A 26,157-nucleotide genomic window follows, 5' to 3' on the forward strand; every position below is an offset into this window, starting at 1 on the left:
CGCCGTGGATCTGGATCTGGACGCCTCGACACGGGAGTTCCGCCTCGAGGTGCGCGACTGGCTCGCCGCGAACGTGCCGTCCGAGCCGCTCCCACACATGGACACCCGCGAGGGCTTCGAGGCCCACCGCGAGTGGGAGCGAAAGATGGCCGACGCCCGCATGTCGGTCGTGTCGTGGCCCGAGGAGTTCGGCGGCCGCGACTGCGGACTGGTCAACTGGGTGGTCTTCGAGGAGGAGTACTTCCGCGCGGGCGCACCCCTGCGGGTGAGCCAGAACGGCATCTTCCTGCTCGCACCGACCCTGTTCGATCACGCGACCCCCGAGCAGTTGGCGCACATCATGCCGCGCATGGCCCGCGCCGACGACATCTGGGCGCAGGCCTGGTCCGAGCCGGAGGCGGGGTCCGACCTGGCGTCGCTGCGCTCGACGGCTACGCGTGTGGACGGCGGCTGGCTGCTCAGCGGCCAGAAGGTGTGGTCCACCCGCGCCTCGTTCGCCGACAAGGGCTTCGGGCTGTTCCGCACCGACCCGGACGAGCCCCGCCACAAGGGCCTGACCTACTTCATGTTCGACCTGCGGGCCGAGGGCGTCACCGTGCGTCCGATCGACCAGCTCGACGGCCTGCCCGGCTTCGCGGAGCTGTTCCTCGAGGACGTCTTCGTGCCCGACGACCCGGCGGATCCGGCCGAGTCCGGCGTGATCGGCGAGGTCAACCAGGGCTGGAAGGTGGCGATGTCCACCGCCAACAACGAGCGCGGGCTCTCCCTGCGCTCCCCGGGGCGGTTCCTCGCCACCACCGACCGACTGCTCGAGCTGTGGGGTTCCCGCCGGGCGGACCTGGACGAGCGCAGCCGGGGCGCCCTGGCCGACAAGGTGGTGGACGCGTGGATCGGCTCGCGCGCCTACGAGCTGAGCACCTGGAAGACGGTCACCACGCTCACCGGCGGCGCCAACCTGGGCTTCGAGTCCTCGATCAACAAGGTCTTCTGGTCGGACTGGGACATCGCCACCCACGAGACCGCCCTCGACCTGCTCGGCACGGCCGGCGAGCTCGCCGGGGAGCAGTGGATGGACGGATACCTGTTCGCCCTCGCCGGGCCGATCTACGCCGGCACCAACGAGGTACAGAAGAACATCATCGCCGAGCGCCTCCTCGGCCTTCCGCGCGGCTGACGGGACACGGAGCACCATGAGATTCGCACTCGACCCCGAGATCACCGACTTCGCGGCGAGCATCGACTCGCTGCTGACACGGTCCGACCTGCCGTCGGTCATCCGCGCCTGGAGCGCGGGCGACACCGGCCCCGGCACCACCGTGTGGGGCAGGGTCGCCGAGACCGGCGCCGCGGCCCTGCTCATCGACGAGGACGCCGGCGGGGCCGGGGCCACCGCCGTCGAGGCCGTCGTCGCACTGGAGGTCCTGGGGCGCCACGCCGTCCCCGGGCCGGTCGTCGAGACCGTGATGGTGGCACCCCGCATCGCGGCGGCGCTCCACGGGACAGCGCCGGACATCGCGGCCGAGCTCGCCGGCGGCGCCCCGGCGTCGGTCGCCGTCCCGGGTGTCTCCCCGTTCGCGCCGGACGCCCATGTCGCCGCGCACCTGTGGGTCGCCGACGACGACACGGTGTTCACCGGCGAGGCCGGCGAGGCCCGTCGCTCGGTCGACCGCGCGCGCACCGTCACCACCCCGACCCGCGGCGAGCAGGTGGGCTCGGCGAGCACCGTCGACCTGGTCAACCACGGTGCGCTCGGGACGGCCGCCCAGCTCATGGGCCTCGGGCAGGCGATGCTCGACATGAGCGTCGCCTACGCCACGCAGCGCTCGCAGTACGGCAAGCTCATCGGCCAGTACCAGGCGCTCAAGCACCAGCTCGCCGAGGTCGCGATAGCGCTCGAGATGGCCCGACCCCTGCTGTGGGCCGGCGCCCTGGCCCTCTCCGAGAACCCCGACGACCCGGCGGCGGCGGTCCGCGACGTCTCCGCCGCCCGCGTGGCCGTCGCCGACGCCGCCTACCTCTCCGCCCGCACGGCGCTGCAGATCCACGGGGCGATCGGCTACACCCTCGAGCACGATCTGGGACTCCTGCTCACCAAGACCCGTGCGCTGCAGACGGCGTGGGGCACACAGGGTTACCACCGCGGGCGCGTCCTGGACTGCCTGGAGAGCGCGCGATGACCGAGCCCACCGCCTCACCCACCGCCTCACCCACCGCCTCACCCACCGCGTCACCCGGCGTCGACACCGAGGAGCAGGCCGCGCTCCGGCAGTCGGTCGCCGCGCTCCTGGACAAGCGCTCCGACCCGGCGGCCGTGCGGGCGGCCATGGCCTCCGAACACGGTCACGACCCCGCCCTGTGGTCGACCCTCGTCGAGCAGATCGGCGCCGCCGCGCTGTCGATCCCCGAGCGGTACGACGGTGCCGGCGCCACCTGGGTGGAGACCCACCTGGTCTGCGAGGAACTGGGCCGACGGCTCACCCCCTCTCCCCTGCTCGGCTCGGCGGTACTCGCCGCCCAGGCGGTGCTGGCCACCGGCGACGACGCGGCCTGCGCCCGGATCCTGCCCGGGATCGCCGCCGGCGAGCAGGCGGCCCTGTGCTGGGCATCGGAGGACGGGTGGGCGACGCCGGGCGTCAGGGCGTCCGGCGACGACGATCCCACCCTCAGCGGCACGGCCCACCACGTCCTGGGCGCCGACACCGCCTCCACGTTGCTCGTCATCGCCATCTCGGGCGGGGGCGTGGGCCTGTTCGAGGTGCCGGCCGGCACCCCCGGCGTCACCGTGACCCGTGTTCCCGTCATGGACCCCACGCGCACCCTGTCGCGAGTGGAGTTCGACGGCGCCGTGGCCACCGCGATCGCCACCCGCCCCAGCTTCCTGGCCCGACTCCGCGCAGCCGGGTGGGCGGCGATCTCGGCCGAGCAGGTCGGCGCCGCGCGCGCCGCCCTCGACGCGACGGTGCGGTACACGCAGGAGCGCAGGCAGTTCGGCCGGACCATCGGCTCGTTCCAGGCCCTCAAGCACCGCATGGCCGACATGTACGTCAGGGCCGAGACCGCGGCGTCGCTGTCCTACTCGGCCGCGGCGATGGTCGCCGCGGCGCAGTCCCCCGGTGACGGGCCCGACTCCGACGACGCCGCCTACGCCGCCGAGATCGAGGCCGCCGCGGCCAAGGTGTACTGCTCCGAGGCTTTGCAGTGGATCACCGGCGAGGCCATCCAGCTCCACGGCGGGGTCGGGATCACGTGGGAGTACGACGTTCACCTGTACTTCAAGCGGGCCCACGGCACCGCTCAACTGCTCGGCCAACCCCACGAGATCCTGGCGGCGCTCGAGGTGGCCGCGGGCCTCTAGAATCACCTGCATGAGCCCCTTCCCCGAGCACGGACGGACCAACGACCAACGACTCGCCGAGGACCTGGCCGCACAGGCCGGACGGCTGCTCACCGACCTGAGGGTCTCCCGTGTCGCTCCGGAGGAACTCGGCGACTTCGCCGAGGGGGAGGCCCGCGCCGTGATCCTGGACCGGCTCGCGGTGGCCCGCCCCGACGACCTCGTGTTCGGCGAATGGAACCCGGACTCCCGGGCCCGCCTCGAGGCGGACCGCGTGTGGATGATCGACCCGCTGGACGGCGTCAGCTCGTACCGCACCGAGGGCCGCCCCGACTGGGCGGTGCACGTGGCCCTGTGGGAACGCGGCCCCGACGGCACCGGCGGGATCACCGCCTGCGCGATCGCCATGCCCGCGTACGGGCGGGTGATCACCGGCCGTGGTGCCACCACCTATCAGCCGATCTCCATCATCCGCGGGCCGCGCCCCGGCCCGCTGGTCCCGCCGCGTGAGGACGACCGCCTGCGCATCGCCGTCTCGGAGGCCGATCCCCCGGCGTTCGCGGAAGAACTCGCCGAGACCCTCGGCGCCTCCCTCACCCGCCTCGGCTCGGGCGGGGGCAAGACCGCCACCGTGGTGGAGGACGAGTGCGACGCCTACATCCACACCAGCGGCCACCACCAGTGGGATTCCGCCGCCACGTACGGGGTGGTACGCCAGCGCGGACTGCACGCCAGCCGACTCGACGGCTCCGAGCTGGTCTACAACGTCGAGGAGAACGAGTTCCCCGACCTGCTCGTGTGCAAGGAGGACGTCGCCGACCGCATCATCGAGGCGGCGCGGGCGTACCTCTGACCTGGGTACCTCTAGTCCAGTACCTCTAGCCCTCCAGGCCCCGGTAGCCGTCGAACCGCTCGGCGACCTGCTCCTCGCTCAACCCGTAGTCGGCGAGCGTGTAGCGGTGGGCGGGCGCCCGCTCGCCGGACAGACTCCTGGCGTTCTCCGTCTCGACCGCCTCCCGCACTCCCTCGTCGAGCTCGGTACCGATCGCGGAGTACACCCGCTCGACCACTCCCGCCGGGTCCTCGATGAGCTCCCGGTGGTTGACGTCCACGAACGTCGCCCGCGAGCCCGGGTCGGCCTCGTGCCGGGCGCGGACCGCGTCGAACTCGGACACGCCCCGCGCCCACAGGTCGAGCTGCGAGGACCCGATGTACTCCGGGGTGAACCGGGTCGACCAGTCCGCGGCGGTCCGGTGCGCCAGCGAGAACATGGACGCCATCGACTTCCGCGGATCGCGGTGCGTCTGCACCACCACGGCGTCGGGGTACACCTCGAGCAGCGCGTCGAGCGCGAACAGGTGGCTGGGGTTCTTGAGGACCCACCGCCGCCCGGGGGCGTCCGCCCCGATCAGCTGGAGGTTGCGCTTGTGCCGCCGGTACGCGGGCACCCAGTCCACACCCTCGAGCCAGCGCGAGTATCCGTCGAGCCTGGCCAGGCACTCGTACGAGGCGGCCGTCGCAGATTGCCGGAGCAGCTGCCAGCACTCCTCCAGGTCGTCGGCGGAGATGTAGTGCACCCCTCCGTAGTCGGGGTTCTCCGACATGAACCCCGCGTACAGGTCGCGCAGGCCGCGGTAGGTGGGGTCGTCCTCCCACTGCTCCCTCGGCGGCCGCGGCTTGGGCACCTCCGTGAGCCACAGTTCCAGCCCCTGGTTGGCGGGGTCGGCTCCGAGGAGCCGGTGCAGCGCCGTGGTCCCGGTGCGGGGAAGCCCGGTGACGACGACGGGCCGCTCGATCTCGACGTCCGCCTGGGCCGGGTCCGCGGAGAAGCCCGCCTGTGAGACGAGCCGCGCCACCATCGCGCCCTTGAGCACGGAGCGCCAGTACTTGCTCCCCGCCGGGGTGAGGCCCGCGTCGGAGTGCAGGGAGTCCAGCAGCACGCCCAGCGCCTCGCGGTGGCGGTCCTCGCCGTCGCCGAAGTCCTCCAACCCGATCGCCCGCGAGGCGCTTGCGTGCAGGTCCTCGACGGTGCCGACGTGCACCCGCTCCGTGTCGCTCACGGCCGACCCGGTCATGACAGCCCCCTCCGCGCGAACGCGTCCTGCCGCGCGGCGATCCGCTCGCGCCACTGCTCGGCGGTCACCCGCTGGTCGTCGTACCCGGGTACCTCGTCGGCGAGCCGGTCGAACGGCACCACCTTCACCGAGGGGCCGAGCTCCGGCGTGACGGGCTCGCTCACCCGCTGCCAGCGGAACTGCATGATGCCCTCGCGGTGGCCCAGGGTCTCGATCCAGTTGGCCAGACCGGGATCGCGGTCGGCCACGACGAGGTGGATCATCCCGTCCGCGCCGACGTGCGCCTGGTCGGCGGTGAGGCTGGTCTGGTGGTGCACGTACTCGAGCGAGGCGTACCACATGCTGCCCAGCTGGAAGCCCTGGTAGGGCGCCCCGGCGACGGGCACCGAGATCACCATGGCCTCGTCCGGACCGAGCTCGAAGACGCCCGCGGAGGAGAACTGCGTGGTGAGCCCACCGGGGGTCTGTCGCGGTTCGTTGAGCGTGTTGCGGACCTGGTCGCCGAAGAACCACTCCGGGAACGCCAGCCACGTCCGCAGCCGCCCGACGAGAGCCTCGGCGAGTTTGGCGTAGAACTTCTCCTGACCGGCGAGTGTCACCGGCTCCGGCGCGGTGCCCACCGTGTCGACCCTGCGCAGGATCGCCGACCCGGCGACCTCACGGCTCCAGTCGGAGTAGACCTCGCGGACGGCGATCATCGAGGTCCCCGGGTGGAGCACCACGTATCCGGCGTCGCCCTCGTCGTCGTCGTACCTCGCCGGCCCCAGTCGGAAGCGATACCGTCCGTCGGCGTCGATCTCCAGCGCGCGGTCGTCGAACGCCGCGTGCGACGCGGCGCGCTCGTCGGCCGAATACGTCCCGGCCATCACCTGGAACGACAGGTCCGCTGTGGTGCCGCGCCGGCCCTCGATGACGTACTCGGCGCCGTCGGTGAGGTTGGCGTAGAAGTACAGCGTGTCCGGGTTGTCCAGGCCCATCTTGGTGTACGGCCCCGTGGCCTGGAACAGCTGCGGGTGACTGCGCCCGCGGTGTTGGCCGGTCTCGATGGCGCCGCGGATCGTCCCGAGCAGGTAGTCGAGCCCCTCCGCGACGTCCGCCTCGGTCCGCACGTGCGGCGCCGACCGGATGATCTCCTCGGCCTCGGCCAGGGCGCGGGCCAGCGGGCCGGTCGCCCCGGCCCCCTCCACCGGGTCCTCCTCCACCGTGCTCTCCCCCACCGTGCTCTCCCCCACAGCGCTCTCCCCCACCGTGCCGCTCACAGCCACGTGTAGGAGTCGGCGGAGGTGATGAAGTTCTCGAGCTCTTCCTGCTCGGGCGTCGGATCCACGACGTCCTCCTCAATACTCAGATAGGCGCCGCGGTAGAACAACAGCGGCCGGACATCCCGCTCAGTCGGTCCGAGGTGGGCGACCCGCCCCAGGACGATCCAGTGATCGCCGCCGTCGAGGACCTGGTCGATCTCGCAGTCCAGCCACGCCATCACGCCGTCGATGACCGGCGAGCCGAGCGGGCTCGGCGACCAGTCGATCGAGGCGAACTTGTCGTCGCCGCGACGGCCGAACGTGGAGGACACGTCCTCCTGCTCCTCGGACAGGATGTTGACGCAGAACCTGCCGGCCGCCTCGATCCCCTTCCACGACCCCGACGTCTTCATCGGGCAGAACAGGACCAGGGGCGGCTCGAGGGAGAGCGCGGAGAAGGACTGGCAGGCGAACCCGACCGGCGCGTCGTCCCTGACCGCCGTGATGACGGTGATCCCGGTACAGAACTGGCCGAGCGCGTCGCGCAGTTCCCGGTTGGAGAAGCTCTGCCCCTCCGGGGGGTGGTCGGTGCTGCTCATCTGAAGTCGGTCCTCCCTGGACTCGGTCGTGCGCGGGCGTCATCGGGCGTCCCGGGCTCAGCTGGTCGACAACCCTGCTGCCCGGGAAACCAGCCTAGGCGTCTACTTGAAGCCGACGGAGAAGTCGTGGCCCCACAGGCTCACGGCGGTGGACTCCCGTGCCACCCAGTCCGAATCGTCGACCTGCACGCCCTCGCAGCCGTACTCGCAGTCGAATCCACCGGGCGTCTTCATGTAGAAGCTCAGCATCTTGTCGTTGACGTGCCGGCCGAGTGAGGCCGACATCCTGACCTTCTTGCGCAGTGCCCGGTCCAGCCCGAGTCCCACGTCGTCGGCCGACGCGACCTCGACCATCAGGTGGATGATCCCCGTGGGGTTGGGGAACGGGGTGAACGCCAGCGAGTGATGGCGGGGGTTGCAGCCGAGGAAACGCAGCCACGCGGGCTCCCCGTCGGCCGGTCGACCGACGATCTCCGGCGGCAGGCTCATCGAGTCACGGAGGGCGAACCCGAGGACGTCCCGGTAGAACTCCAGCGCCGCCGCCTCGTCCGGGGTGGAGAGCACGATGTGGCCCGCCCCCTGGTCGCCGGTGACGAACTCGTGCCCGTAGGGGGTCGGGATGCGGCGGTGCTGCAGAGCGATGGTGTGGTAGATCTCCAGCGTGAACCCGGCCGGGTCCTGACAGGTGATCAGCCCCCGCACCTTCCGGTCCCGCTTCACCTCGTCCGGGGCGTCCTGCCAGGCCACCCCGGCCTCGTCGAGACGTCGCCTGACGTCGTCGAGCTCCGCCTCGTTCGCGCACTCCCAGCCCACCGCGGCGAGCGTGTCCTCCGGCCCGGGGACGATGATCCACCGGTGCGGGTTCTCGTCCATACGGAAGTAGAGCGCATCCGGGTCGTCGCCCTTGCCCTCGACGAACCCGAGCACCTTGGTGCCGTACTCGCGCCAGGCGTCCATGTCGGTGGCGTAGATCCGGACATATCCGAAGTTGCTTATTGCCATGCCAAGTCAGTCCTCTCGATCCGCTAGGGCGGATCAGACCATCGAGTCCGCGACCTTTTCGCCGAACTCGTTCTGTCCGTACATGATGTACGCCTTGGTCGCCTCGTTGGCCGCGTGCACCCGACCGGCGTTGGCATCGCGCCAGAAGCGCTGGATCGGCGAGGTGTCCTCGAGCGCGCGGGCGCCGGAGTTCTGGAACAGCAGCCCGATCGCGTCGATCGAGCGCTGGGTGGCGCGGACCTGGTCCCGACGGGCGCGGGTGCGGATGTCCATACCCGGGACGTCGCCGGCCTTGATCAGGTCCATCTCCTCGCGGACGTTGCGCATGAGCTGCAGCCACGCCGCGTCGATGTCACCCGCGGCCTCGGCGAGCCGGACCTTCGCGAACGGGTCGTCCTTCACCTTGGTGCCGAATGCGGCACGGACCCGCGCGCGCTGGTGCTCGCGGTGCACCTCGTAGCACCCGAACGCCATGCCGACGATCGGGGTGGAGATGGTGGTGGGGTGGATGGTGCCCCACGGCATGCGGTAGATCGGGTTGGTGTTGACCTCCAGCCCCGGGCTGGTCGTGTTGGCCATGTCACCGAAGGACAGCACGCGGTGCGCGGGGATGAGGGCGTCCTTGATCAGGATGTCGTTCGACCCGGTGCCCTTGAGTCCGGCGACGTGCCAGACGTCGAGGATCTCGTACTGGGACTTCTCCACCAGGAAGGTGCAGAAGTCGATCATCTTGCCGTTGCCGTCCAGCACGGGACCGCCCACGAACACCCAGTCGGCGTGGTCGCAGCCCGAGGACCAGGACCACTTGCCGTTGAGGAGGAACCCGTCGTCGGTCTTCGTGGCCGCGCCCATCGGGGCGTACGACGACGAGATGCGGACGGTGGTGTCCGAGCCCCACACGTCCTCCTGCGCCTGCTGCGGGAACAGGGCCAGGTGCCAGTTGTGGATTCCCAGGATGCTGGCGCACCACCCGGTGGACGGGCAGGCCGTCGCGATGGTCATGGCGGCGGTGTAAAAGGCCTCCATGTCCGCCTCGTACCCGCCCCACTGGGCGGGCTGACAGAGCTTGAAGAAGCCGGCCTCGTCGAGCTCCGCGATGTTCTGCGGATGGACCCTGCGCAGGTCCTCGGTCTCCTGCGCACGCTCGGCGAAACCGGGCAGCAGTGCTTTGATCCGGTCGATGACCTCGTGGTTGGCGTGCTCGCTCATGTGATCCCTCTCTGGCTTTTGTGGGCCGCTTGGCCTTAGACTAGAACACGTTACAGTTTTCCACCAGACTGAACCGCCCGGAACTCAGGCTATGGCACCCCGTGCCAGCGCCGACAGGGATTGGTTGTGACCGGCATCCCGATTCTATAACCTGTTCTCATCCGGCTCACGCCCTCAGGAGGATCATCATGACCGCACACGGCTCGGCCCCCGGAGCTGTCCGCGAGATCGACACGGGCGAGACCCGGGATCGTTACGCGCGCGGCTGGCACTGCATCGGCACCGTCAAGGAGTTCAGCGACGGCGCCCCCCACTCCATCCAGGCCTTCGGCACCAAGCTGGTCGTCTGGGCGAACGACGAGGGTGAGATCAACGTCCTCGACGCCTACTGCCGGCACCTCGGCGGCGACCTCTCCGACGGCGAGGTCAAGGACGGCAACATCGCGTGCCCGTTCCACGACTGGCGGTGGGGCGGTGACGGCAAGTGCAAGGGCATCCCCTACGCCAAGCGCGTCCCGCTGCGCGCCAGGACCCGCGCCTGGATCACCAACATCCAGTCCGGCCAGGTCTTCGTCTGGCACGACCACGAGGGCAACCCGCCCCTCGACGAGGACGCGATCCCGGTCATCGCGGAGTACGGCACCGGCGAATGGACCGACTGGGAGTGGAACCGCCTCGTGATCGAGGGCTCCAACTGCATGGAGATCGTCGACAACGTGGTCGACATGGCCCACTTCTACTACATCCACTTCGCGTTCCCCACGTACTTCAAGAACGTCTTCGAGGGTCAGACCGCCACCCAGTACCTCAACACCAAGGGCCGGCCGGACCACGACCCGACGGGCGGCAAGTACGGCGACACCCTGCTCGAGTCCGAGGCGTCCTACTTCGGTCCGGCGTACATGATCAACCCCCTCAAGCAGATGTACGGGGACTTCGAGACCGAAGCGATCCTCATCAACTGCCACTACCCGATCGACCAGAACTCGTTCGTGCTGATGTACGGGCTGTCGGTGAAGAAGCCGGCGGGCTTCGACGACGCGACGGCCGCCAAGATGGCCGCGAAGATCGCCACCTTCTTCGGCGAGGGCTTCCTCCAGGACGTCCGCATCTGGCAGCGCAAGTCGCAGATCGCCAACCCGCTCCTGTGCGAGGAGGACGGTCCCGTCTACCAGCTCCGCCGGTGGTACGAGCAGTTCTACGTGGACCGCGACAAGGTCGAGCCCGAGATGCAGGAGCGGTTCGAGTTCGAGGTCGACACCACCGCCGCCAACCAGTACTGGGAGGGCGAGGTCGCCGAGAACATGCGCAAGCAGGAGGCCGGTGAGGCCGAGATCTCGGACGAGCAGACCCAGTACACCGGCATGGCCGAGGTCGCCGGGGAAGCGAGCGCCTCCCGCGCGGAGAAGTGATGTTCAAGCAACACGACTCGCGGCGCGCGCCCACCTGGGACGAGACCGACCCGGCGCGCGCCGCGCGACTGCACGGTGACACCGATCTGGACCGCGAGACCTACACCCGAGCGGGTTTCCACCCCGTCGAGTGCCGTGCGTGCGGCACCTGTGTGTCCGTCCGGAAGAACAGCGAGAAGCACACCTCCATCCAGTGGACCGCGAGCAGTGACCGCGCGTGCCCCGTCCTCGCCGAATGGCGGGACGGCGGCGAGCGGCCGCAGGGCGAGGACACCTGCCCCCGGATGCTCGCGAGCATCCGGTACGCCTACGCGGAGGGTCTGATCACCCTCGCCGACGGCGTGGATCCTGCTGACGCCGATCACATGGTCAACCCCCTGTACGTCCCGGAGTGAGACGTCCCAGAGTAAGACGTCCGGGAGTGATCTCCCGCCCCGCCGCATTCAAGCGATAGGCTCCCAATCCATGACCGCCACCCCACAACTCGGCTCTTTCGTGCGCGAACTCTCGATCGCCGAGGTGATCGAGGAGACCGCCGACGCCAAGTCGATCGTCTTCGAGATCCCCGCCGGTGCCGAGGAGGACTTCCGGTACACCCCCGGACAGTTCCTCACCCTGCGGATCCCCAGCGACAAGACCGGGTCCGTGGCGCGCTGTTACTCGCTCTCGAGCTCCCCCACCGAGGACTCCCGACTCAAGGTGACCGTCAAGCGAACGGTCGACGGGTACGGATCCAACTGGCTGTGTGACAACGCCGAGGTCGGCATGACCATGCACGTGCTGGCCCCGTCGGGCATCTTCACGCCCAAGAACCTCGACCAGGACTTCATCCTCCTGGCCGCCGGCTCCGGGGTCACCCCGGTCATGTCGATCCTCAAGTCGGCGCTCGCCCAGGGCACCGGTCACATCGCCATGGTGTACGCCAACCGTGACGAGAAGTCGGTGATCTTCAAGGACGAACTGCAGGCCCTGCAGCGGGAGAACCCCGATCGGCTCACCGTGCTCCACTGGCTCGAGTCGGTGTCGGGCATCCCCTCCCCCGAGATGATTGGCAATCTCCTGCACCCGGTGGCGGCCAAGCGCCAGTCGTACATCTGCGGCCCGGCGCCGTTCATGGAGACCGTCAAGGACGGGCTCCGCCGCTCGGGTGCCGACATGCACCTCATCCACACCGAGGCGTTCTCCTCGATCGAGGGCGATCCGTTCGCCGAGATCGTGATCGACGACTCGCCTGGAGACGACGGCGCCGGGCCGGCCACGGCGATCGTGGAGCTCGACGACGAGACCCACGAGATCTCATGGCCCCGCAACACCCCGCTGCTCGACGTCCTGCTGTCGAAGGGGATCAAGGCGCCGTTCTCCTGCCGCAAGGGCGAGTGCTCGGCCTGCGCCTGCATCCTCAAGTCCGGCGAGGTCGAGATGATCCACAACGGGATCCTCGACCCGGAGGAGGTCGAGGAGGGGTACGTCCTGAGCTGCCAGCTCCTGCCCAAGACCGATCGCGTCGAGGTCTCGTACTCCGAGTGACAGACTCCAGGGTGTGAACCACCCTGTCGTCGCCTTCACCTCCCGATACGGCTCCACTCAGAGGTACGCGGACGCTCTCGCCCAGAAGATCGGGACGCGCGCCGTGGATCTCGCCTCGATCGGGGACGCGGCCGCCGCCGACCCGTTGATCGTCCTCGCACCTCAATACGTCACGACGATCCTCGGTCGGCGACGCATCATCCGGGCGATCCGCTCGGCTCCGGGCCCCGCGGCCCTCGTCGTCGTCGCCCTGTCCCCCGCCGACGACCCCGGTCGCGGCACCCTCGCACAGAAACTCGTGGCGGCCTCCGGTCGCGAGGTCACCGTCTTCCAGTTGCGCGGCGACCTGGACCCGGACCGGCTGCGGTGGGTGGACCGCGTGCTCATGGCCGCGCTGCGCAGGGAACTGCGCAAGACACCGGACGAACCGATGGCCCGCCTCCTGCTCAATCGCGAGCGGGTGGAGTTCGTCGACGAGTCCACCCTCGGACCGATCGTGGACTGGGCGCAGGGGCACACCACGACCGGCACCTGACGGGACCGTCGACGAACTGCCGCGTTCTGTACTGATGCGGCCTAGACGCCCGCCTGCTCCTTCTGGATCTCCAGCGCGATGTCGATCAGCTGGTCCTCCTGTCCGCCCACCAGGCGGCGCTCGCCCGCGCGGATGAGGATCTCCGATGACGGCACGCCGTACCGGTTCGCGTGCCCCTCGGCGTGCTTGAGGAAGGACGAGTAACAGCCCGCGTATCCGAGCATCAACGCCGACCGGTCGACCACGCACTCGGTCGGCATGAGCGGCCGCACCACGTCCTCGGCCGCGTCGGCGATCTTGAAGAAGTCCACGCCGGTGGTGATGCCGAGCTTGTCGCACACGCCCACCAGCGCCTCGACGGGTGTGTTGCCGGCGCCGGCGCCGAAGCGGCGGGTCGAACCGTCGATCTGCTGCGCGCCGGCGCGGATGGCCATGATCGAGTTCCCGACGCCCACGTCGAGGTTCTCGTGCCCGTGGAAGCCGACCTGCGCGTCGTCGCCGAGCTCCGCGACCAGCGCGGCGACCCGGTCTGACACCTGGTCCATGACGAGCGCGCCCGCCGAGTCGACGATGTACACGCACTGACACCCCGCATCGGCCATGATGCGGGCCTGCTTCGCGAGCACCTCCGGGGGTTGGGTGTGGCTCATCATGAGGAACCCGACGGTCTCCAACCCGAGCTCACGGGCGTATCCGAAATGCTGGATCGAGACGTCGGCCTCGGTGCAGTGGGTGGCGACCCGGCAGATCGACCCGCCGTTGTCCCGCGCGGCCAGGATATCGTCCTTGATCCCCAGTCCCGGCAAGGTGAGGAACGCGATCTTGGCCTGCGTGGCGGTCTCGGCCGCCACCTTGATGAGGTCCTGGTCGTAGGACTTGGCGAAGCCGTAGTTGAAGGACGCACCGCCGAGGCCGTCGCCGTGGGTGACCTCGATGACGGGGACCCCGGCCCCGTCGAGCGCCGCGACGACCTCGCGGACGTCGTCGACGGAGAACTGGTGCCGCTTGTGGTGCGAGCCGTCACGCAGCGACGAATCGGTGATGCGGATGTCGAGTTCAGGGCTGTACGCGCGGGCGTCTGCGTTGTACGGGTTGGTCCTGTCCATGGTCCTCACACTCCGAGCGTGGTGGTGGTGAGCTCGGTCCTGCCGAGCCTGGTCCGGGCGATGTCCTCGCCGACCTTGGTGGCGGCGGCGGTCATGATGTCGAGGTTCCCGGCATACGGCGGCAGGAAGTCCCCGGCCCCCTCGACCTCGACGAAGATGGCGACACGCGCCATCCCCCCGGTGATCTCGGTGGGCGGATCGAACTGTGGTTCCTGGAGCAGCCGGTACCCCGGCACGTACTCCTGGATCTCCTTCTCGCGCTTGCGGATGGCGGTGGTGATGAGGTCCTGGTCGGCGCCGGAGGGGATCGCGCAGAAGATGGTGTCGCGCATGATCATCGGGGGCTCGGCGGGGTTGAGGATGATGATCGCCTTGCCCCGCTTGGCGCCGCCGACCTTCTCGATGGCCAGCTTGGTGGTCTCGGTGAACTCGTCGATGTTCGCGCGGGTGCCCGGCCCCGCCGACTCGGAGGAGACCGAGGCGACGATCTCCGCGTATTCCACCGGGACGACCGAGGAGACCGCGTGGACCATCGGGATGGTGGCCTGGCCGCCGCAGGTGACCATGTTGTGGTTCGGCGCGTCGACGTGGTCGTGCAGGTTGGCGGGCGGGATGACCATCGGACCCACCGCGGCGGGGGTGAGGTCGATGGCGGTGATGCCCGCGGCTTCGTAGCGGGGCGCGTAGGCCTTGTGGACGTAGGCGCTGGTGGCCTCGAACAGCAGGTCGGGCTTCTCGCCTCCCGCCTCGATCGCGGCCAGCAGTTCATCGGCCCCGCCGGACATGCAGGTCAGTCCGTGGTCTGCGGCGCGCTTCATCCCCTCGGACTCCGCATCGATACCGATCATCCACTTGGGCTCGATGAACTCGCTGCGCTCGAGCTTGTACATGAGGTCGGTGCCGATGTTTCCCGACCCGACTATCGCGGCGGTGAGCATGGTCTTCTCTGTCATACCGACAGTCTCTCCACCTGTCTTCTCCGCCACAATCAGGCGTGCCGCTCAGCGGAACAGCTTGCGTGACGGAACCCGGAGTCGCCCGTCAGGCGGGGTGGGTGCGGTGGGCGCCTGGTGGGTTGGTGAGGTGGCCGTCGTCGGCGAAGAGGCGGTCGAGGTGTTCACGCCATCGGTGGTCGAGGATCCGATCGCGCGCTTGGGCCAGTGGGCCGTGTGGGGTGGTGCGGTGTTCGTGTCCGGTTTCGGTGATGATGGTCAGTTCACCGAGTGGGCCGGGCCGGTAGGCGCAGTGGCCGAAGGTCTTTTCGCGGTGGTGCTTGCGGCACAGGCAGATCAGGTTCCACTCGGCGGTGGGTCCGCCCAGTTCCGGGCGCAGGTGGTCGAAGGCGATGACGTGATCGATCTCGCAGTCGTGGGCGTCAACCGTGCAGCCGGGGTGGCGGCAGGTGCCGTCGCGCAGCCGGATCCGTTCGGCCAGCGCCGGGGTGATGAAGTACTTGAGCACCGCATCCGGTGTGTCCTGGACGCCGGGTTGCGGGTCGATCAGCTCGAACCGCACTGTGGCCTCGCCGCCGGAGAGCAGTTCCTCGCACAGCCAGTCGAAGCTGGCGTAGGCGCCGTTGACGAACTGCACCCGGTTGGGCAGGCCCTGGGCGATGCTGTCGATGACCGAGATCCGGACCGGCTTGTCGGTGCCCCACGACGCACCCGGCCGCGAAGCTCCCGGCCGCGTAGCGTCCGGCGGCGTGTCCGTGCCGGCGCTACCTGTGTTGTCGGCGCGGTGGAGGTCCTCGGGGTCGTGCAGGGCGGTGCCGATGTCGTCGGTGTTCGGGTCCCCCAGGGCGCACAGGGCATCGGCGCGCAGTTGGTCGCGGGTGCGGGGATGGCCCGAATCGCAGGCGGCGCGGGCGGCGGCGTCGACGCGGCGGCGGAGTTTCTCGGCGTCCCCGCTGGGCAGGTGGGCCCACATGCTGGTCATGCCGTCGCGGCCGGGGCGGAACCGGACGGTGCGCCGCTCGACGGCCTCGGCCACGGCGTCCTCGGCGGCCCGGGGGTCGTGACGTTCCCTGGCTGCGTCGACCGCGGTGTCCAACGCTGTGCGGCTGGGGCGGTGGCCGCCGTCCAGGTCCCGGCACAGGGCTCCGATGACCTCTGATTCCACTGCCGCGATGATCTCATCGGGGATGTCGGCCAGCCGGCAGGCGGTGTCGATGGCCAGTTGCTCAGGGAACAGTCCCCGATCGACGGCCTTGCGCAGCAGCGGAAGGCGGGTGTGGATCTGCACCCCGGCGGTCACCAGACGCCCGGCGTGCCACCCGGTCAGCGACATCGCCGCCGCCAGGTGATCACGCGCCCGATCAGCCGGATCCAGGCGGGCAAACGCCGGACGCGGACGCACCTTGTCATCGTGGGTGGCCTCGTCGAGCCGGCCCATCGCCTCCACGAGGTGATGCGCGGCCTGCAGTCGGGTGGCCGCGGCGAGGTTCTGCGCCAGAGTGGCCGACCGCGCCACCTCGCTCAACGCCTCGGCGCCCAACGTGTCGAGAGCCTCCGGCACGGCGCGAAGCGCCCCGAACGCCGCCGAACTCGTCGTCGTCGCACTCATTACCGACCACCCTCCCCCCGCGGCGCCTGTATCGAACATATGTACTACTCTAACGTCACCACTTCACTCGCGCAAGTGTTCGGATCATCCGTCACTCGATGTCGGACCTCCGCGCTACACTCACCGCATGACCGAACCGCCCGTCTCCCCCGTCGACCGCGCCTTCGACGTACTGCGGGTGACGGCGGCGGGAACCGGCCTGACACTGAGCGAGATCTCCCGCGAGGCCGGGTTGGCCAAGTCCACGACCCTTCGCCTCCTGACCGCACTCGAGCGAAACGATGCGGTCACGCGAATCGGCCAGCGCTATCGACTGGGGCCGCTGGTGCATGAGCTGGATCCGATTCCTGCCTCGCCGGCATACGAGCGGACCCGCCGCGTACTCACACCGTTCCTCGCGCACCTCTTCGAGGCGACCCGGGCAACGGTGCACCTGGCCACGCTGCACGGTGACGAGGTGGTGTACCTCAATAAGCTGCACGGTCCGCGGCCGATCCCATCACCGTCGCGGATCGGCGGCGGGCTTCCGGCGTACTGCACCGGAGTGGGCAAGGCGATGTTGGCGTTCGACGACGCCGCCGCCGAGCGGGTGTCGCAGGGCCCGCTGATCGCCTGGACCGACACCACGCTCACCTCGCCGGATGCGCTCGCCGTGGAGCTGGCGGAGATCCGGCGCAGAAGGCGATCGGTGGATCGCGCCGAGCTCACGCCCGGCCTCTACTGCGTGGCCGCGCCCGTGTTCGACGACGACGAGGACGGCGCCTGCGGAACACGAGCGGTGGCGGCGCTCTCCGCTAGCGCGGCGGACAGTGCGGCACTCACTCGACTGGAGCCACTGGTCACCAGGGTGGCCGCGGCCGCCAGTCGCGCGATGGCGACGGACCGGACGTGACGAGGGCCGAGGGAACGTGAGCGCCGCAGCCGAACCCCCGCACTGGCTGCACCCCCGCGCTAGCGGAACTCCATGGTCACGTCCCCCAGGCCCGCGAACTCGGCGCGGAAGGAATCGCCGGGCGCGGCGTCCATCGCGCGGATCGCGGTGCCGGGCAGGATCACGTCTCCCTTGCGCAGGCGGACGCCGAACTTGGCGACCGTCGAGGCCAACCAGCCCACCGAATTGAGCGGGTTGCCCAGGACCGCGTCGGAGCGGCCGGACGCGAGGAACTCGCCGTTCTTGTAGAGGGTCGCATCGATCGCGGCGACGTCCAGGTCCGTCAGCCGCACGCGCTGCTGCCCGACGACATACCCGCAGGACGACGCGTTGTCGGCGATCGTGTCGGGCAGGGTGATCTTCCAGTCGCGGATGCGCGAGTCGATCAGCTCGATCGAGGGCACGACCCACTCGATGGCGGCGGCGGCCTCCTCCTGCGAGCACCCCTCCGGCGGGATGTCGGCGCCGAGGATGAAGCCCACCTCGACCTCGACGCGCGGGAAGCAGAACCGGGCAGCCTCGACCGGCGCCCCCTCCGGGTACTCCATCGTGTCGAGGAGATGGCCGTAATCGGGTTCGTCGACGCCCATCATCTCCTGCATGGCCTTGGAGGCAAGACCCACCTTGTGACCGGTGACCACCGCGCCCGCCTCGAGCTTGCGGCGGATGTTGACGAGCTGGATCTCGAACGCGTCATCCGGGGTCATCTCGGGATGGTCGGCGGTGAGCGGCGCGATGGGCGCCACGTCGGCCTCGGCGTCCCAGAGTCGCTGGGCGAGTGTGGCGCGGGTCTCCTCATTGAGCATGACCGGGATGCTACCTCGACCGTGTGGCGCTCGAGCCCCCGGTTCTATAACGTGTTCTACATGGCAGACCAGGAGTTCGACGTCGTCGTCGTCGGTAGCGGTGGAGCAGGCATGACGGCCGCCCTCGCAGCAGCGAAGAAGGGCCTCAGCGTGGTCCTCGTGGAGAAAGCACCGCACTATGGCGGCTCCACCGCCCGTTCCGGCGGCGGCGTGTGGATCCCGGGGAACTCCGTCCTCCGACGGGACGGCGTCCAGGACACCCCGGAGGCCGCCCGGACCTACCTCCGGGCGATCGTCGGCGACGTCGTGCCCCCGGAACGGATCGACGCGTACGTCGACCGCGGCCCCGAGGTCCTGGACTTCGTCCTCGCCAACTCCCCCCTCGAGATGGAGTGGGTGGTCGACTACTCGGACTACTACCCCGAGTCCCCGGGAGGACGACTCGGCGGCAGATCCGTCGAGCCCAAGCCGTTCGACCTGCGCCAGTTGGGTTCCGAGGCCGCGCGGCTCGAGCCCCCCTACGCCAAGGCTCCGGCGAACATGGTGGTCAAGCAGTCCGACTACCGCTGGCTCAACCTCCTCCAGCGCCCCACCACCAAGGGTTTCCGGCGCTCCGTCCGTGTGACGATGCGCATGCTGCTGGCGAAGGCCCGGGGGGCCAACATGGTGGGCATGGGCCGCGCGCTCATCGCCGCCATGCGCAAGGGCCTCCTGGACGCGGGTGTCCCGGTGTGGCTCAACACGCCGATGACCGGGCTGGTCACCGAGGGCAGCGGGCTGGACGAGCGGGTCGTGGGCATCACCGTGACCCGCGGCGGCGAGGAGCAGACCCTCCGCGCCCGACGTGGCGTGATCATCGGCTCGGGCGGGTTCGAGCACAACCAGGAGATGCGGGACAAGTACCAGCGTCAGCCCATCCCCACCTCGTGGACGGTCGGCGCCGCCGGCAACACCGGTGAGGGGATCGAGTACATGGAGAAGGTGGGGGCGGAACTGGCCTTCATGGAGGACGCCTGGTGGGGTCCCACGATCCTGCTCCCCCGCGGTCCGTGGTTCGCGCTCGCCGAGCGCTCGCTGCCCTGTTCGTTCCTCGTCAACTCGCGCGGCGAGCGGTTCATGAACGAGTCGCTGCCGTACGTCGAGGCCGGGCACCGGATGTACGGCGGGGAGTACGGGCAGGCCCCCGCCGACCAGCAGGGCGCCGAGGGCGAGAACGTCCCGGCCTGGATCATCTTCGACCAGGAGTACAAGAACCGGTATCTCTTCGCCGGATTGCAGGCGAAGCAGCCGCTGCCGAAGAAGTGGCTCGAGACGGAGAACTTCCACAAGGCCGACACGCTCGCCGAGCTCGCCGGACTGATCGGCGTCCCGGCGGACGCGCTGGAGAAGACGGCCGCCCGGTTCAACGGCTTCGCCGAGAGAGGCGTGGACGAGGACTTCCAGCGGGGCGTCTCGGGGTACGACCACTACTACGGCGACCCCACCAACAAGCCCAACCCGAGCCTCGGTCCCGTCCGCAAGGCACCGTTCTTCGCCGCCAAGATGGTGCCCGGGGACCTCGGGACAAAGGGCGGGGCGAACACCGACGTCCACGGCCGCGTCCTCCGCTCGGACGGCTCCGTGATCCAGGGGCTCTACGCCGCCGGCAACGCGTCGTCGCCGGTCATGGGCCACACCTACGCCGGGCCCGGGGCGACCATCGGCCCCGCGATGGTCTTCGGGTACCTCGCGGTCGAGCACATGCTGGCCGGCGCCGCCGCCGGGTCCACCACCACCGAACCGACCACCACCGACAAGACGGGAGTCTGACCGTGCCGATCGACCTCTCGATTGCCCTGGGGGCCGAGCTTCCCTCGCAGGAGTTCTCCTGGACCGCCTCGGACGTGGCGCTCTACGCGCTCGGAGTCGGCGCGGCCGGGGACCCGATGGACACCGCCGGGCTGGACTACGTGGACGACCTGCGCCCCAAGGTGCTGCCGTCGTTCGCCACCGTCGCCGCCACGATGAACGTCACCGAGGCGCCGCGGGTGTCGTTCCCCGGGGTCGAGATCGACCTGGCCAAGGTCGTGCACGGTAGCCAGTCGGTCGAGTTGCACCGCCCGATCCCCGCGGACGGCACCGCCGTCACCACGACCAGGATCGCCGAGATCCAGGACAAGGGTTCGGCCGCGGTGATCATCCAGGAGTCCGAGACGGTCTCCGCCGAGGGTGAGAAGCTGTGGACCTCTCGATCCGGGATCTTCGCCCGTGGCGAGGGAGGCTTCGGTGGCGAGCGCGGGACCTCCGAGAAGGTGCAGTACCCCGAGCGGGACGCCGACCACACCATCGAGGTCGCGAGCCTGCCCCAGCAGGCGCTGCTCTACCGCCTCTGCGGGGACCGCAACCCCCTGCACTCCGATCCCGCGTTCGCCGAGGCGGCCGGGTTCCCGCGCCCGATCCTCCACGGTCTGTGCTCCTATGGCATGGTGCTGCGGGCCGTCGTGGACGAAGTCCTGGGCGGCGACGTCGAGCGGGTCCGCGGCTACGGCGTGACGTTCGGCGGCATCTTCTTCCCCGGCGAGACCATGCGCGTCCGCGTGTGGGAGGACGGCTCGCGACTGCTCGTGGCGGCCACGGCCGCCGAGCGGGACGACGCCCCCGTGCTGAAGAACGTGGTCGTCGACCTCACCTGACCGCGCGACGCGCCCCCGATACCCCACTCCCGATACGACGAACGCCCCGCAGCCACCGCCGCGGGGCGTTCGTCGTGCCGGCGTTCGTCGTGCCGGCGTTCGTCGTGCCAGGGGTTCAGCAGAGCGCGCGGAACCGCTCCACCAACCGGATCCGGCCGGGGGCGTCCATCGCCATCGGTACGACCGTGAGGGTGGTGGCCCCGGCCTCGCGGAACGCCTCGACCCGCTCGGCCACGTACGACTCGGGGCCGATCAGCGAGACCGACCGGACCAGCTCGTCGGGCACCGCGGCCGCGGCCTCGTCCTTCTTGCCGTCCAGGTACAGGTCCTGGATGCGGGCGGCCTCGTCCTCGTAGCCGTAGCGGCACGCGAGCTCGTTGTAGAAGTTCTTGCCGCGGGCGCCCATCCCACCGATGTAGAGGGCCAGGTGCGGGCGCACGAAGTCCAGGTAGCCCGGCACCTCGTTCTCCTCGCAGATCGCCAGCGGGGGTCCGGCGTAGACCTCGAGCTTTCCGAGAGAGGGATCGCGCTTCTCACGCCCCTTGGCCAGCGGCTCACCCCACGCGAGGTGGGCCTTCTCGGGGTGGAAGAAGATCGGCTGCCAGCCATCGGCGATCTCGGCGGCCAGCTGCACGTTCTTCGGCCCGAGCGCCGCCAGCACGATGGGGATGTTCTCGCGCACCGGGTGGTTGATGAGCTTGAGCGGCTTGCCCAGGCCCGTGCCCTGGTCGGCGGGCAGCGGGATCTGGTACTTGGCCCCGTCGTGCACGAGCTTCTCCCGGCGCCACACCTTGCGGCAGATCTCGATGACCTCGCGCGTGCGGCCCAGCGGCGCGTCGTAGCGCACGCCGTGGAAGCCCTCGACGACCTGCGGGCCGGAGGCGCCGAGGCCCAGGATGAAGCGGCCGTCGGAGACGAAGTCCAGCCCGGCGGCGGTCATGGCAGTCAGGGTGGGTGTGCGGGTGTAGATCTGCAGGATGCCCGAGGCCAGCTCCATGGTCGAGGTCTTGGCCGCGAGGTACCCGAGCTGGCTCACCGCGTCGAACGAGTAGGCCTCGGGGACGAACGCGATGTCCAGCCCCGCCCGCTCGAGGTCCGCGGCCTCCGCGGCCGTCTCGGCGAAGCCGCCGCTGTAGTTGAGAGCCATTCCGATGCGCATGCGGGTAACGCTACCGGGGGGCCGCGGCACCCCGTCCGCGGGCCGCCACGGCCCCGGCCCGGGCCGCCACGGCCCCGGCCCGGGTCGCCCCGGTCCCGGCCCGGATCACCGCGTCGACCTCGCCCCCGACCCGCACGAACACCCCGACGCGTCGGCGCAGCGGCGAGTCGGTCCGCTCGTACCCCATGAAACGCATTCCCGCGCCCGTGGCGACGTCCAGGACGGTGGACTCGGGCAGGTCGACGTCCGAGGTGGGGACGACGACGAGGTCGGCGGACCCCAGCATCCGTGCCAGCCGCAGACGGCGCGCCTGTTCGTCCCCCCGGCGACGCAGTGCCCGGCGCACGGCCACCGCGGCGAGGGCCACCAGCCACGCGGCGAACGGCAGCAGGGCCACCAACACGAGCACCCAGCCGACGCTCATCGGGGATCCGCCGGGCTGGTCGGGGCCTGCCGGGTGAAACGCATCGGTTCCAGCCACGGTCCGCGTCGCCCGGGCTCCCCGGGGCCTCCCACGGGTTCCAGGCCCCTGGTCCGGGCCGCGGCGAGGATGACCGTCCGGGGCAGTCGCAACTCCCAGGGGCGCACGACCACCTCGTCGTCGTCGACCTCCAACAGGGCCGCCAGCGCGCGGGCCCGGCGGCCGTGCCGCTGGCGATACGACCGCGCGGGATCCACGCCCCTCAGGCCGCGGATACGCTCCGCCGGGCCGATTTTCCGCATGCAACGGATCGTACTGGGCCGTAGGCTCGCCCCCATGTCACCGATGTCGCGCCACAAGCCCGACCAACACCAGGCCGACCCCCACCGGTCCGATCCCCGACACCCCGAGCCCGAGCTCACCGACGACGGTCACGTGGTCGAGCCCAGCGCCGACAACTACCGGCACGCGGCCGAACTCGAGATCGATCGGGACTGGTACAAGTCGGCCGTGTTCTACGAGGTCCTGGTCAGGGCGTTCAACGACTCCGACGGCAACGGCACCGGGGACCTCCGCGGGCTCACGGAGAAGCTCGACTACCTGGAGTGGTTGGGGGTCGACTGCCTCTGGCTGCCGCCGTTCTACGACTCGCCGCTCCGCGACGGCGGGTACGACATCCGCGACTTCCGCGCCGTGTTGCCCGAGTTCGGGACCGTCGAGGACTTCGTCGACTTCCTCGACCAGGCGCACCAGCGGGGCATCCGGGTGATCACCGACCTGGTGATGAACCACACCTCCGACACCCACGCCTGGTTCACCGAGTCGCGGTCCGATCCGACCGGGCCGTACGGGGACTTCTACGTGTGGTCCGACGACGACACCCGGTACCCGGACGCCCGCATCATCTTCGTCGACACCGAGACCTCCAACTGGACCTACGACCCGGTGCGGGGGCAGTTCTACTGGCACCGCTTCTTCTCCCACCAGCCCGACCTCAACTACGACAATCCCGAGGTCCAGGACGCGATGATCGACGTCCTGCGGTTCTGGTTGGACCTGGGGATCGACGGGTTCCGCCTGGACGCCGTGCCGTATCTGTTCGAGCGCGACGGCACCAACTGCGAGAACCTCCCCGAGACGCACGAGTTCCTGCGCAAGTGCCGGGCGGTGGTGGACGAGGAGTACCCCGGTCGGGTGCTGCTCGCCGAGGCCAACCAGTGGCCCGAGGACGTGGTGGCGTACTTCGGCGAGCCCGAGGTGGGCGACGAGTGCCACATGGCGTTCCACTTCCCGCTGATGCCCAGGATCTTCATGGCGGTGCGGCGCCAGTCCCGGTTCCCCGTCACCGAGATCCTCGCGCACACCCCCGACATCCCCTCGTCCGCGCAGTGGGGGATCTTCCTGCGGAACCACGACGAGCTCACGCTCGAGATGGTGACCGACGAGGAACGCGACTACATGTACGCCGAGTACGCCAAGGACCCGCGGATGAAGGCCAACATCGGGATCCGCCGCCGCCTGGCCCCGCTGCTCGACGGCGACCACAACCAGCTGGAGCTGTTCACCGCGCTGCTGCTCAGCCTGCCGGGGTCGCCGGTGCTGTACTACGGCGACGAGATCGGGATGGGCGACAACATCTGGCTCGGCGACCGCGACGCCGTCCGCACGCCCATGCAGTGGAGCCCCGACCGCAACGCCGGGTTCTCCCGGTGCGACCCGGGCCGGCTCTACCTCCCGGTGATCATGGACCCGCAGTACGGCTACCAGGGCGTCAACGTGGAGGCGCAGCTCAACTCCACCGCCAGCCTGCTGCACTGGACGCGACGCATGATCCACGTGCGCAAGAGCCACCCCGCGTTCGGACGCGGCGAGTTCACCGATCTGGGTGGCTCCAACCCGAGCATCCTGGCCTATCTGCGGACGATGGGGTCCCCCGAGGAGGACCCCCGGGCGGACGTGATCCTGTGCGTCAACAATCTCTCGAGGTTCCCGCAGGCCGTGCGCCTGGACCTCTCGGAGTTCGCCGGACGCCGGCCCACCGAGCTCACCGGCGGGGTCCCGTTCCCCGAGATCGACGCCGACCCGTACCAGCTCACCCTGCCCGGCTACGGCTTCTACTGGCTCGAGCTGCGCAGTCCCACGGACACCCCGGCATGAGAGGCGCGGCATGAGCATCACCCCCGTCGACGACGACGCCATGGTCAGGTTGCTGACCGAGTGGCTCCCCGGACAACGCTGGTTCGCGGGAAAGGGCCGGCGACTGTCGGCGGTGCGGATCGCCCGGCGGGCGGTGCTGCTCGACCACGTCGACGTCCTGGTGGAGCACCTGCTGGTGGACGTGGAGGTGGACGGGCGACCACAGCGCTATCAGGTCCCACTGGCCACCGCGCGGACCCTGCCGGACGACCGCCGGACACTCCCCCTGACCCCCGACGGCGCCTCACCGGTGGTCTACGACGGACTGCGTGATCCGCGCGGGACCGAGTCACTGGTGTCGCACCTCTCCGCGCAGGACGAGGTGGGAGGGCTGCGGTTCCGCCTGGTCCCGGGCGCTCCCGCCCCCGAGCCCGCCCGGGGCAGGTTGCTCGAGGGCGAGCAGTCCAACTCGTCCCTGGTGTTCGGCGACGACCTCATGGTCAAGGTGTTCCGACTGGTCCAACCCGGCCTGAACCCCGACGTGGAACTCCACGCCGCGCTGGCCGACCGGCGGTGCCCGGCCGTCGCGTCGCTGCGGGGCTGGGTGGAGCTCGACGACGACGGGGGCGACCCGGACGCCGACGACGAGGCCGGCCCCACGACCCTGGCGATGGCCCAGGAGTTCCTCGCCGGCGCCGCCGACGGGTGGGCGATGGCCACGGCGAGCGTGCGCGACCTGTTCGCGGAGGCCGATCTCCTGGCCGATGAGGTGGGTACCGACTTCGCCGACGAGTCCCGGAGGCTCGGGGCCGCCGTCGCACAGGTCCACGACGACCTCGCGGCAGCGACCGGCGCCACCACCCGGGACGGTGCCGAGATCGTGACGGGCATGCGGGCGCGACTCGACGGGGCGGTGGCCGAGGTGCCCGAGCTCGCCGGGTTCGCCGATGCCGCCCGGGCGGTCTTCGACGAGGTCGCCGGGTCCGGCCCGGTGCCGGTCCACCGCGTCCACGGCGACCTGCACCTGGGCCAGACCCTGCGGGCCCCGGACCGCTGGATCATCATCGACTTCGAGGGCGAGCCGGCCGCCCCGCTGGCCGAACGCCGGGTGCCGGACTCCCCCGCCCGCGACGTGGCGGGGATCCTGCGCAGCCTCGACTACGCCGCCCAGCACACGCTGGTGGGGGTCGACGACCGGCAGTTGCGGTTCCGGGCCCGCGAGTGGCGGGACCGTAACGTCGACGCCTTCTGCGCCGGGTACGCCGAGGTGAGCGACTCGGACCCCCGCGACTCCGGTGCGCTCCTCCGGGCGTACACGCTGGACAAGGCCCTCTACGAGGTGGTGTACGAGTCGCGCAACCGGCCCAGCTGGGTGGGGGTCCCGCTGGGCGCGGTCGAGCGCATCCTCGCGACGGACTAGCGCCGTGCCG

Annotated in this window: 25 protein-coding genes; 13 read left to right on the forward strand and 12 right to left on the reverse strand. The window is 70.2% G+C overall.

Features of this window, described 5'->3' with window-relative positions:
* Positions 1-4: 4 nt before the first annotated feature.
* From ABD250_RS05535 to ABD250_RS05550, 4 genes are read left to right on the forward strand one after another with little or no spacing between them, the layout of a single operon-like run.
* On the forward strand, positions 5-1,174 hold the full coding sequence (locus tag ABD250_RS05535; protein WP_182659262.1) for an acyl-CoA dehydrogenase family protein: 1,170 nt from the start codon (positions 5-7) through the stop codon (positions 1,172-1,174).
* A gap of 16 nt (positions 1,175-1,190) precedes the next feature.
* Positions 1,191-2,177: an acyl-CoA dehydrogenase family protein gene (locus ABD250_RS05540; protein WP_179524547.1), complete on the forward strand. Its 987-nt coding sequence runs from the start codon at positions 1,191-1,193 to the stop codon at positions 2,175-2,177.
* The gene (locus tag ABD250_RS05545; protein ID WP_344391143.1) at positions 2,174-3,355 is read left to right on the forward strand and encodes an acyl-CoA dehydrogenase family protein; all 1,182 of its coding nucleotides are present in this window, start codon (positions 2,174-2,176) and stop codon (positions 3,353-3,355) included. Before ABD250_RS05540 ends, ABD250_RS05545 begins: the two co-directional genes overlap by 4 nt.
* A 10-nt stretch (positions 3,356-3,365) precedes the next feature.
* Positions 3,366-4,187: an inositol monophosphatase family protein gene (locus tag ABD250_RS05550; RefSeq protein ID WP_182659551.1), complete on the forward strand. Its 822-nt coding sequence runs from the start codon at positions 3,366-3,368 to the stop codon at positions 4,185-4,187.
* Between the two features lie 25 nt (positions 4,188-4,212).
* Here ABD250_RS05550 and ABD250_RS05555 read toward each other — a convergent pair whose 3' ends face one another.
* The 5 genes from ABD250_RS05555 to hsaA all read right to left on the reverse strand — a co-directional run bounded on the left by ABD250_RS05555 (position 4,213) and on the right by hsaA (position 9,460).
* Positions 4,213-5,409, reverse strand: coding sequence for a sulfotransferase family protein (locus tag ABD250_RS05555; RefSeq protein ID WP_182659550.1), 1,197 nt, complete (start codon positions 5,407-5,409; stop codon positions 4,213-4,215).
* Positions 5,406-6,596, reverse strand: coding sequence for a hypothetical protein (locus ABD250_RS05560; RefSeq protein WP_182615291.1), 1,191 nt, complete (start codon positions 6,594-6,596; stop codon positions 5,406-5,408). Before ABD250_RS05560 ends, ABD250_RS05555 begins: the two co-directional genes overlap by 4 nt.
* A gap of 68 nt (positions 6,597-6,664) precedes the next feature.
* Entirely contained in the window at positions 6,665-7,249 is a 585-nt protein-coding gene (gene hsaB / locus ABD250_RS05565) for a 3-hydroxy-9,10-secoandrosta-1,3,5(10)-triene-9,17-dione monooxygenase reductase subunit (RefSeq protein ID WP_241730852.1), read from the reverse strand.
* Between the two features lie 102 nt (positions 7,250-7,351).
* Positions 7,352-8,251, reverse strand: coding sequence for an iron-dependent extradiol dioxygenase HsaC (hsaC, locus tag ABD250_RS05570; RefSeq protein ID WP_179524543.1), 900 nt, complete (start codon positions 8,249-8,251; stop codon positions 7,352-7,354).
* A gap of 33 nt (positions 8,252-8,284) precedes the next feature.
* The gene (gene hsaA / locus ABD250_RS05575; protein ID WP_182611035.1) at positions 8,285-9,460 is read right to left on the reverse strand and encodes a 3-hydroxy-9,10-secoandrosta-1,3,5(10)-triene-9,17-dione monooxygenase oxygenase subunit; all 1,176 of its coding nucleotides are present in this window, start codon (positions 9,458-9,460) and stop codon (positions 8,285-8,287) included.
* A 188-nt stretch (positions 9,461-9,648) separates the two neighbouring features.
* On the opposite strand from hsaA, the gene ABD250_RS05580 reads away from it, so the two are divergent.
* From ABD250_RS05580 to ABD250_RS05595, 4 genes are all read left to right on the forward strand, one after another.
* Entirely contained in the window at positions 9,649-10,872 is a 1,224-nt protein-coding gene (locus tag ABD250_RS05580) for a 3-ketosteroid-9-alpha-monooxygenase, oxygenase component (protein WP_182641502.1), read from the forward strand.
* Positions 10,872-11,267 carry a hypothetical protein gene (locus ABD250_RS05585; RefSeq protein ID WP_182611033.1) on the forward strand — a complete coding sequence of 132 codons (396 nt, stop codon included), beginning with the start codon at positions 10,872-10,874 and terminating at the stop codon, positions 11,265-11,267. Before ABD250_RS05580 ends, ABD250_RS05585 begins: the two co-directional genes overlap by 1 nt.
* 70 nt (positions 11,268-11,337) lie before the next feature.
* On the forward strand, positions 11,338-12,399 hold the full coding sequence (locus ABD250_RS05590; protein ID WP_182641501.1) for a ferredoxin--NADP reductase: 1,062 nt from the start codon (positions 11,338-11,340) through the stop codon (positions 12,397-12,399).
* 13 nt (positions 12,400-12,412) lie between these two features.
* Positions 12,413-12,934, forward strand: coding sequence for a flavodoxin domain-containing protein (locus ABD250_RS05595; protein ID WP_182659549.1), 522 nt, complete (start codon positions 12,413-12,415; stop codon positions 12,932-12,934).
* Positions 12,935-12,975: 41 nt separating this feature from the next.
* On the opposite strand, the gene dmpG is transcribed toward ABD250_RS05595, so the two are convergent.
* From dmpG to ABD250_RS05610, 3 genes are all read right to left on the reverse strand, one after another.
* On the reverse strand, positions 12,976-14,040 hold the full coding sequence (gene dmpG / locus ABD250_RS05600; RefSeq protein ID WP_182611030.1) for a 4-hydroxy-2-oxovalerate aldolase: 1,065 nt from the start codon (positions 14,038-14,040) through the stop codon (positions 12,976-12,978).
* Positions 14,041-14,045: 5 nt separating this feature from the next.
* Complete coding sequence (locus ABD250_RS05605) at positions 14,046-14,993, reverse strand: acetaldehyde dehydrogenase (acetylating) (protein WP_179524536.1); 948 nt, start codon at positions 14,991-14,993, stop codon at positions 14,046-14,048.
* An 88-nt stretch (positions 14,994-15,081) separates the two neighbouring features.
* Positions 15,082-16,602, reverse strand: a complete 1,521-nt coding sequence (locus tag ABD250_RS05610) for an HNH endonuclease signature motif containing protein (protein ID WP_344391154.1) — start codon at positions 16,600-16,602, stop codon at positions 15,082-15,084.
* A 127-nt stretch (positions 16,603-16,729) separates the two neighbouring features.
* Here ABD250_RS05610 and ABD250_RS05615 point away from each other — a divergent pair, with 127 nt between their 5' ends.
* On the forward strand, positions 16,730-17,494 hold the full coding sequence (locus ABD250_RS05615) for an IclR family transcriptional regulator (protein ID WP_182658045.1): 765 nt from the start codon (positions 16,730-16,732) through the stop codon (positions 17,492-17,494).
* A 59-nt stretch (positions 17,495-17,553) separates the two neighbouring features.
* Here ABD250_RS05615 and ABD250_RS05620 read toward each other — a convergent pair whose 3' ends face one another.
* Positions 17,554-18,339 carry a 2-keto-4-pentenoate hydratase gene (locus ABD250_RS05620; protein WP_182658046.1) on the reverse strand — a complete coding sequence of 262 codons (786 nt, stop codon included), beginning with the start codon at positions 18,337-18,339 and terminating at the stop codon, positions 17,554-17,556.
* Positions 18,340-18,399: 60 nt separating this feature from the next.
* On the opposite strand from ABD250_RS05620, the gene kstD reads away from it, so the two are divergent.
* Positions 18,400-20,148: a 3-oxosteroid 1-dehydrogenase gene (kstD, locus tag ABD250_RS05625; protein ID WP_182658047.1), complete on the forward strand. Its 1,749-nt coding sequence runs from the start codon at positions 18,400-18,402 to the stop codon at positions 20,146-20,148.
* Positions 20,149-20,150: 2 nt separating this feature from the next.
* The gene (locus ABD250_RS05630) at positions 20,151-21,011 is read left to right on the forward strand and encodes a MaoC/PaaZ C-terminal domain-containing protein (RefSeq protein WP_182658048.1); all 861 of its coding nucleotides are present in this window, start codon (positions 20,151-20,153) and stop codon (positions 21,009-21,011) included.
* Between the two features lie 115 nt (positions 21,012-21,126).
* On the opposite strand, the gene ABD250_RS05635 is transcribed toward ABD250_RS05630, so the two are convergent.
* The 3 genes from ABD250_RS05635 to ABD250_RS05645 are packed head-to-tail and all read right to left on the reverse strand — an operon-like array spanning position 21,127 to position 22,893.
* Entirely contained in the window at positions 21,127-22,170 is a 1,044-nt protein-coding gene (locus ABD250_RS05635; protein WP_182610462.1) for an LLM class F420-dependent oxidoreductase, read from the reverse strand.
* 10 nt (positions 22,171-22,180) lie between these two features.
* Complete coding sequence (locus tag ABD250_RS05640) at positions 22,181-22,594, reverse strand: hypothetical protein (RefSeq protein ID WP_344391164.1); 414 nt, start codon at positions 22,592-22,594, stop codon at positions 22,181-22,183.
* Complete coding sequence (locus tag ABD250_RS05645; protein ID WP_344391167.1) at positions 22,591-22,893, reverse strand: hypothetical protein; 303 nt, start codon at positions 22,891-22,893, stop codon at positions 22,591-22,593. Before ABD250_RS05645 ends, ABD250_RS05640 begins: the two co-directional genes overlap by 4 nt.
* Before the next feature lie 43 nt (positions 22,894-22,936).
* Here ABD250_RS05645 and treS point away from each other — a divergent pair, with 43 nt between their 5' ends.
* A complete protein-coding gene (gene treS, locus ABD250_RS05650) occupies positions 22,937-24,748 on the forward strand; it encodes a maltose alpha-D-glucosyltransferase (protein ID WP_182658224.1) in 1,812 nt (603 codons plus the stop codon).
* Between the two features lie 10 nt (positions 24,749-24,758).
* Positions 24,759-26,147, forward strand: coding sequence for a maltokinase N-terminal cap-like domain-containing protein (locus ABD250_RS05655; RefSeq protein WP_344391169.1), 1,389 nt, complete (start codon positions 24,759-24,761; stop codon positions 26,145-26,147).
* The last annotated feature ends 10 nt before the right edge of the window (positions 26,148-26,157 follow it).

The organism is Dietzia cercidiphylli (assembly GCF_039531545.1).
In the GTDB taxonomy this organism is placed as follows: domain Bacteria; phylum Actinomycetota; class Actinomycetes; order Mycobacteriales; family Mycobacteriaceae; genus Dietzia; species Dietzia natronolimnaea.